Source organism: Paraglaciecola sp. (genome assembly GCF_039964565.1).
Classification (GTDB): domain Bacteria; phylum Pseudomonadota; class Gammaproteobacteria; order Enterobacterales; family Alteromonadaceae; genus Paraglaciecola.
Window position 1 is genome coordinate 166,438 of sequence record NZ_JBDVXF010000011.1, and the last position, 6,000, is coordinate 172,437.

The 6,000-nt window shown below is 37.8% G+C and carries 7 protein-coding genes; 6 read left to right on the forward strand and 1 reads right to left on the reverse strand.

Annotation, left to right across the window (positions count from 1 at the left end; translation table 11 throughout):
• The first annotated feature begins 52 nt into the window (after positions 1–52).
• The 6 genes from ABJK37_RS06380 (at position 53) to ABJK37_RS06405 (ending at position 5,639) form a co-directional block, all read left to right on the forward strand.
• Positions 53–1,069: an NAD-dependent epimerase gene (locus tag ABJK37_RS06380; RefSeq protein WP_348351248.1), complete on the forward strand. Its 1,017-nt coding sequence runs from the start codon at positions 53–55 to the stop codon at positions 1,067–1,069.
• Positions 1,070–1,293: 224 nt separating this feature from the next.
• A complete protein-coding gene (locus tag ABJK37_RS06385; RefSeq protein WP_348351250.1) occupies positions 1,294–1,893 on the forward strand; it encodes a YdcF family protein in 600 nt (199 codons plus the stop codon).
• A 69-nt stretch (positions 1,894–1,962) separates the two neighbouring features.
• Entirely contained in the window at positions 1,963–2,829 is an 867-nt protein-coding gene (locus tag ABJK37_RS06390) for a patatin-like phospholipase family protein (RefSeq protein WP_348351252.1), read from the forward strand.
• Entirely contained in the window at positions 2,826–3,638 is an 813-nt protein-coding gene (locus tag ABJK37_RS06395) for a PEP-CTERM/exosortase system-associated acyltransferase (RefSeq protein WP_348351253.1), read from the forward strand. Before ABJK37_RS06390 ends, ABJK37_RS06395 begins: the two co-directional genes overlap by 4 nt.
• A 50-nt stretch (positions 3,639–3,688) precedes the next feature.
• Positions 3,689–4,552 (forward strand): ThiF family adenylyltransferase, encoded by an 864-nt coding sequence (locus tag ABJK37_RS06400; RefSeq protein ID WP_348351255.1) that lies wholly within the window; start codon positions 3,689–3,691, stop codon positions 4,550–4,552.
• 10 nt (positions 4,553–4,562) lie between these two features.
• On the forward strand, positions 4,563–5,639 hold the full coding sequence (locus ABJK37_RS06405) for a hypothetical protein (protein WP_348351257.1): 1,077 nt from the start codon (positions 4,563–4,565) through the stop codon (positions 5,637–5,639).
• A 269-nt stretch (positions 5,640–5,908) separates the two neighbouring features.
• Here ABJK37_RS06405 and ABJK37_RS06410 read toward each other — a convergent pair.
• Positions 5,909–6,000, reverse strand: a 92-nt coding sequence (locus tag ABJK37_RS06410) for a PEP-CTERM sorting domain-containing protein (protein WP_348351267.1), incomplete at its 5' end; no start/stop codon positions are given.

The window sequence follows — 6,000 nt, forward strand, 5'->3', positions numbered from 1 at the left end:
TTGAAGTTCTCTTCCAATTAAATTTGAATAATGATTACATAGGGTTTGTTTTATGAAGGTATTAGTAACTGGGGCTGCTGGCTTTATTGGGTTTCATGTAACACAGCAATTACTGGAACGTGGCGATACCGTAATCGGCATAGACAACATCAATGATTATTACGACGTAAAACTGAAAGAGGGGCGTTTAAATACCATTGCAGAGCATACACTGTCAGATAACTTTACATTTATAAAAATGGATGTGGCTGACAGGCAATTAACTGAAAAACTGTTTGCAGAGTCTGCTTTCGACCAAGTAGTGCACCTTGCAGCCCAGGCAGGAGTGCGTTATTCAATAGAAAATCCACATGCCTACGTTGACAGTAACTTAGTTGGCTTTATGAACATACTCGAAGGATGCCGACACAATAAAATAAAACACCTAGTTTATGCATCGTCAAGCTCTGTTTATGGGTCAAATGAATCAACCCCCTTTACTGTAACAGACAATGTTGATCACCCGGTATCACTTTATGCTGCCAGTAAAAAAGCTAACGAATTAATGGCTCATACCTATAGCCACCTTTATCAACTCCCTACAACCGGCCTTAGGTTTTTTACAGTCTATGGCCCTTGGGGACGACCGGATATGGCGTTATTTAAATTTACAGAATCTATCCTAAATGGCAAACCTATTGAAGTGTTCAACTATGGAAACCATCATAGAGATTTTACGTATATTGATGATATTGTCAGTGGCGTTATTCTCTCACTAGATAACGTAGCTGCAGGCAATAAAGAGTGGGATGGAAAAAATCCTGATCCGAGTTCCAGTAAAGCGCCTTGGAAAATTTATAATATAGGCGCGCATAATCCAGTTAACCTGCTCAAATTTATTGAAACCTTAGAGGATGCATTAGGTAAAAAGGCAGTCAAGAAAATGTTACCCATGCAACCAGGAGATGTACCGGATACTTACGCAGATGTTTCAGCGCTAACCAAGGATACGGGGTATGCGCCAAAAACCGAATTGGCTACTGGAATTCGTCAATTTGTTACTTGGTATCACTCATTTTACAGCAAATAGACTACTATAAATTGTGGTGCGTGAGAGTTACGGCACTTAAATACTATTTTCTAACATAGGTACTGACACTGATGTTGGCGTCGATTGCTTCTACTTTCAGCTCTCCTTTAGTTCATTCTTTAACACTTTTTGTGATTTTCAGAATACTAAGTCGTACCAAATTCATCCCCTTATTTTTTAGCTTCCTTTCTGTTTTGTCACTTTTATGGCTAGTGATATGTTCCTTGACGTATCCAAGCGTATTATTAATAAAAAAACTTGAAGAAAAGTATCCTGTTGTTCCTATTGAATCTCAGCAATGGCGCCAAACCCAAGCGATTGTAGTTTTGGCATGCAACTATTTTGAAGATGACCAACTCCCCTTTGTATCACGGTGGCCTAACTGTTCAATGCAGCGAAACTTGCAAGCAGCTCTGATGTACCGTGAACACCCTATGCCTATTTTTCTAGCAGGAGATATATTAGGCAGTCATGACAAAAATTCTCAGGCAAGCCACAACAAATATTTTTTTGAGCAAATGGGGGTAGACAGCAAAGACATATATATTATTCCTAAAGGGGTCAATACAGAAACTGAAGTGGAGGCATTAGCAAGCATACTCAATGGGAGGCATATTTCCCTTGTCACTTCGGCTAGTCATTTACCCAGAGCTGTTTTTTACTTCGAAGAAAAGCATATTCAAGTACTTCCCATTCCAGTCGAGCATTTTAGTAGAATAAATGTAATGCCAGTTGTCGGTTTGCCGAATGCTGCTAGTCTATACAGAAGTGAAAGAGCTATTCATGAATATTTAGGCTTGATTTATCAAAGATATATCCGATAAAGAGCAATAAAATAAAAGAGTTGCCCAACTATATTCAAGGTTGAAAGGTTACGTAAGGAGAAGTGCCCAGTGAGTGAAATAGTTCCAATTTTTTCCGGCGGTGGTACCAAATTATCTGCCCACATTGGAATATTGGACGCGATAAATACACTTAATATCGACTTTCAACACATAGTTGGAGTTTCGGGTGGCTCGATAATTTCAGCGTTATATTGCACTGGGATGCCGCTTAATGACATAAAAACTTTAGCAATAGAGACAAATTTCAAACAATTCAGAGGATTCAGTTTAATTACACTTTTATTGCAAGGAGGGCTTAGTTCTGGTGACATTTTCGAACGTTGGATGGATGAAAAGTTAGAAGGTAAAACTTTTAAAGATATAGCTAAAAATTTACATATTTTAGCAACCGATGTAAATGGAGGGGGCCCCATAGTTTTCAATAAAGAAAACTCGCCAGCTCTCAAAATATCCAAGGCAGTGCGATTCTCAATGTCGATCCCCATATTTTTTAGTTTTAAATCGTACAAAGATCACATTTTGGTGGATGGGGCGATCCTCTCAGAAGATGCTATTTTTAACGACTGGGCAGGCAATGGAACCCCAGCCATTTGCTTTAGATTAAAAAGCGACCAAGTGACAGACAAGCCATTTAAAAAAAGTTGGTTACCTCTAGTGCAATATGTGATGATGCTAATTAGAACTTTTATGACGGCTATGTCTAGGGAGTATGTGCATGATCAATATTGGAAAAATACTATAATCGTGAATACAGGGAAGCTTTCACCTGTTGATTTTAATATGACACTTCAAGAGAAAGAAGCATTGTATGAAATAGGATATAAAACGGCACTAGAATTTATCCCCAAGAGGTTAGACAGTGTCTCTAAGGTGATTGCAGTAGAAGAAAACATGGTGGCGAGTCAAAAAACGTGAAAAATTTAAAAAAATACGCAAACAAACCAGTAATTGGTCCACTAGTTAAAAAAGTGATGGATTTTGCAATAAATCGCGAAGTCAAAACCGTTGCTCGTCATTTTTCCACGTATTTGCACCCTTTAATTGCCGAGACTTCTGAACTTTGTAACGAATCATACCGAATACGGAATGACGTATACTGTGATGAATTAAATTTTTTAGACACTGGACGAGATGGATTAGAAGTTGATGATTTTGACAGTTACTCAACCCATTGTTTAATTCAGCATAGGCCAACAAATCGCTTTTCAGGAACGGTGAGAGTGGTTAGGCCCGAAACCAATCAGCACTCACTCCCACTTCAAAAATATTGTTCAGAATCAATTGCCAAGGACAAAATCAACCCCAAGGATTTTGCTCCCCATGAAATTTGTGAAATTTCCAGACTAGCCGTTCCGAAAGAATTTAGAAAGAGACAAACAGATAATTTCAAAGGCGCTGCGACAGGTGTCATTAACCAGCAAATATACTCAGAAAATGAATTACGTTGTTTCCCATTTATTGCAGTTGGTTTATATCTATCTGCCGCATCTATTGTAATCGAAAACAACATAAAACATACGTTTGTTATGATGGAGCCGAGATTGGCAAGAAGCATGAGCTTTATAGGCATTCAATTTGAACAAATTGGCCCTGCGGTTGACTACCATGGGAAAAGAGCACCTTATTACATTAACCCTTCGCTATTAATGGAAAACTTAACCCCAGGTTTTCAAGTGATGTTAAAAGATATCAGAAAATCCCTAAATCACTCTTCAAAAAAATAGTACAGGCAGCTTTTGATAAATAATCCCGCTTTAGCAAGGAGGTACCAGAAATGTCACATTTTAACTATGAAAACGCGTTCTCTAGAAATATTGGCTGGGTAACAGATTCAGAACAACAATTACTTAGAAACAAAAAAGTCGCCATAGCGGGGTGTGGTGGTGTTGGCGGCGTACACCTTCTAACGCTATCAAGACTTGGAATTTCAAATTTTAACATATCAGACTTCGACGAGTTTGAAGTGCATAACTTTAATCGCCAAGCTGGTGCCTTCATGTCTACAATCGGAAAAGAGAAGTGCGCAGTTATGGAATCAATGGCTAAAGACATTAATCCAGAAAGTAAAATTACAACGTTTCCAGAGGGTGTGTTTGAACATAACATCGATGCATTTTTAGAAGGTGTTGATATATATGTCGATAGCCTTGATTTCTTCGCCTTAGAAGCTAGAAAAACCGTTTTAAGTAAATGTAATGAAAAAGGCATTCCTGTTGTAATTGCCGCACCATTGGGGATGGGTGTTGCCTTTGTTTGTTTTCAACCTGGCCAGATGAACTATGAAGAATATTTTCGCTTTGAAGATGCTAAAACCGAAGATGAACAATTCATCCAGTTTTTAATAGGATTATCTCCTAGCATGTTACAACGTTCATATTTAGTAGACGAAACCAAAGCTGACTTCAAAGCTAGAAAAGGCCCCTCTACTCCCATGTCTGTTGATTTTTGTGCGGGAATGGCTGGCACTTATGTATTAAAAATTCTTTTGAATCGTGGCAAGGTTATCGCTGCGCCATACGGAATTCATTTTGACGCCTATAAAAATAAAATGGTAAAAACTTGGTGTCCATTCGGGAATAGAGGCCTATGGCAAAAACTCAAATTTCATATTGCCAAAAAGATCGTATTGTCTGACTAGCGGAGAAATTATGGACAAACAATTAGCGACCAAAGTAATTGATACTGCACGCTTTTATATGAGTGGTGATAACTGCCAGCCATTTAGATATCGCTTTAACATTGCCACACAAACCTTCCATATTGATTATATCGCTGAACAAGCTAAACATACCTTTGTATATGATGATTATACTATTCTGCTAACGCTTGGTAGTTTATTAGAATACTTAGAGATTTCACTTAAGGAATACTTGTACAGTTGCGAGTTAGCATTTGATTTTGAAAACTTCTCACCCTACGAAGATAAACTTAGTATTTGTTTGGCGACTGTTAATAAACAACCCAATCAAACAAACAGCATTTCACTATTCAGTGTTTTAAAACAACGGTTTACCGACAGAAGATCCTACCTTGGATCAGAAACAATAGACATTTCTATAGCTCCTCTAAATGAGCTTCTGACTTACAGCACTTGTAAATTATTTACCAATGCACCAAAAGAAACGTTAAACTTTTTTGCTGAGTGCGATAGCTCTATTTGGCTTTCTAAGCCGCTTGGCAAGGATATTATGGATGCAGTAGCTTTTGATCCCCAAAGCCCTACTGGGTTGCCTTGGCGAAACTTAGGCGTAAAAAAATCCGACGCTATACTTATTAAAGCGATACAGCGCTACGATTGGCTTTTTAATGTACTTAAGTATTGTGGTGCAAAGTTTCTAATGACGTACCTCCAAAGAAAGTTATGGTTATCCAGTAAAAGCTTTCTTGTCTTTACTTATCACTCTAATTTAAGCAGAGAACAAAAAACCAAAGCCTGTAAACAAATGATGCATGTTTTGCTAACTCTTTCCCAAGGTGGATATGTATTCCAACCTTCAACTATGAGTGCTGAGCTGCTTAATATTCCCCTTAAAACTTTAAATATAGCTAGTGCAGCCAAAATGCTGCAAAACACGCTAGAACAACAGATACAAACACAAAGAAATTATCTAGGTACATCTGAAGAAATACAGTGGATATTAAGAATAGGAAAGGTCAATACACCACTTCCTCGCGAAGCTTTAACTAATAGGCACACGACTAAAACCCTGCTCAAGTTTGATTGATTATTGGATTTACGTTCAGCGATATTTTTCCACTTTTTATGAATTAGTTTTACTTTGCAGAATTTACCTCATCAACTTATAACAACATTGTAGCTTCCCAATTAGGCAATCGAAAAACGCTTGGGTTATACCTCGTTGGATTTGTAAACCTATAAATACTGGTTACGATTCAACAAGTATTAAGCATTGAATAGTTTAAAAACGGCATCTGATTGCGTGCACAAAAAAGCCCGCATATAGCGGGCTTCAAAAAACTTGAGTTTAAATTATTAAACTAATTTTCTACGACGTAAACCTAGACCAATAAGACCAAGACCTAAGATAGCAAGTGCAGATGGCTCTGGAACTAAACCGACTGAAT

Coding starts and splice junctions, on each gene's coding strand:
- ABJK37_RS06380 (WP_348351248.1), top strand. CDS start 53: ATGAAGGTATTAGTAACTGGGGCTGCTGGCTTTATTGGGTTTCATGTA.
- ABJK37_RS06400 (WP_348351255.1), top strand. CDS start 3,689: ATGTCACATTTTAACTATGAAAACGCGTTCTCTAGAAATATTGGCTGG.
- ABJK37_RS06405 (WP_348351257.1), top strand. CDS start 4,563: ATGGACAAACAATTAGCGACCAAAGTAATTGATACTGCACGCTTTTAT.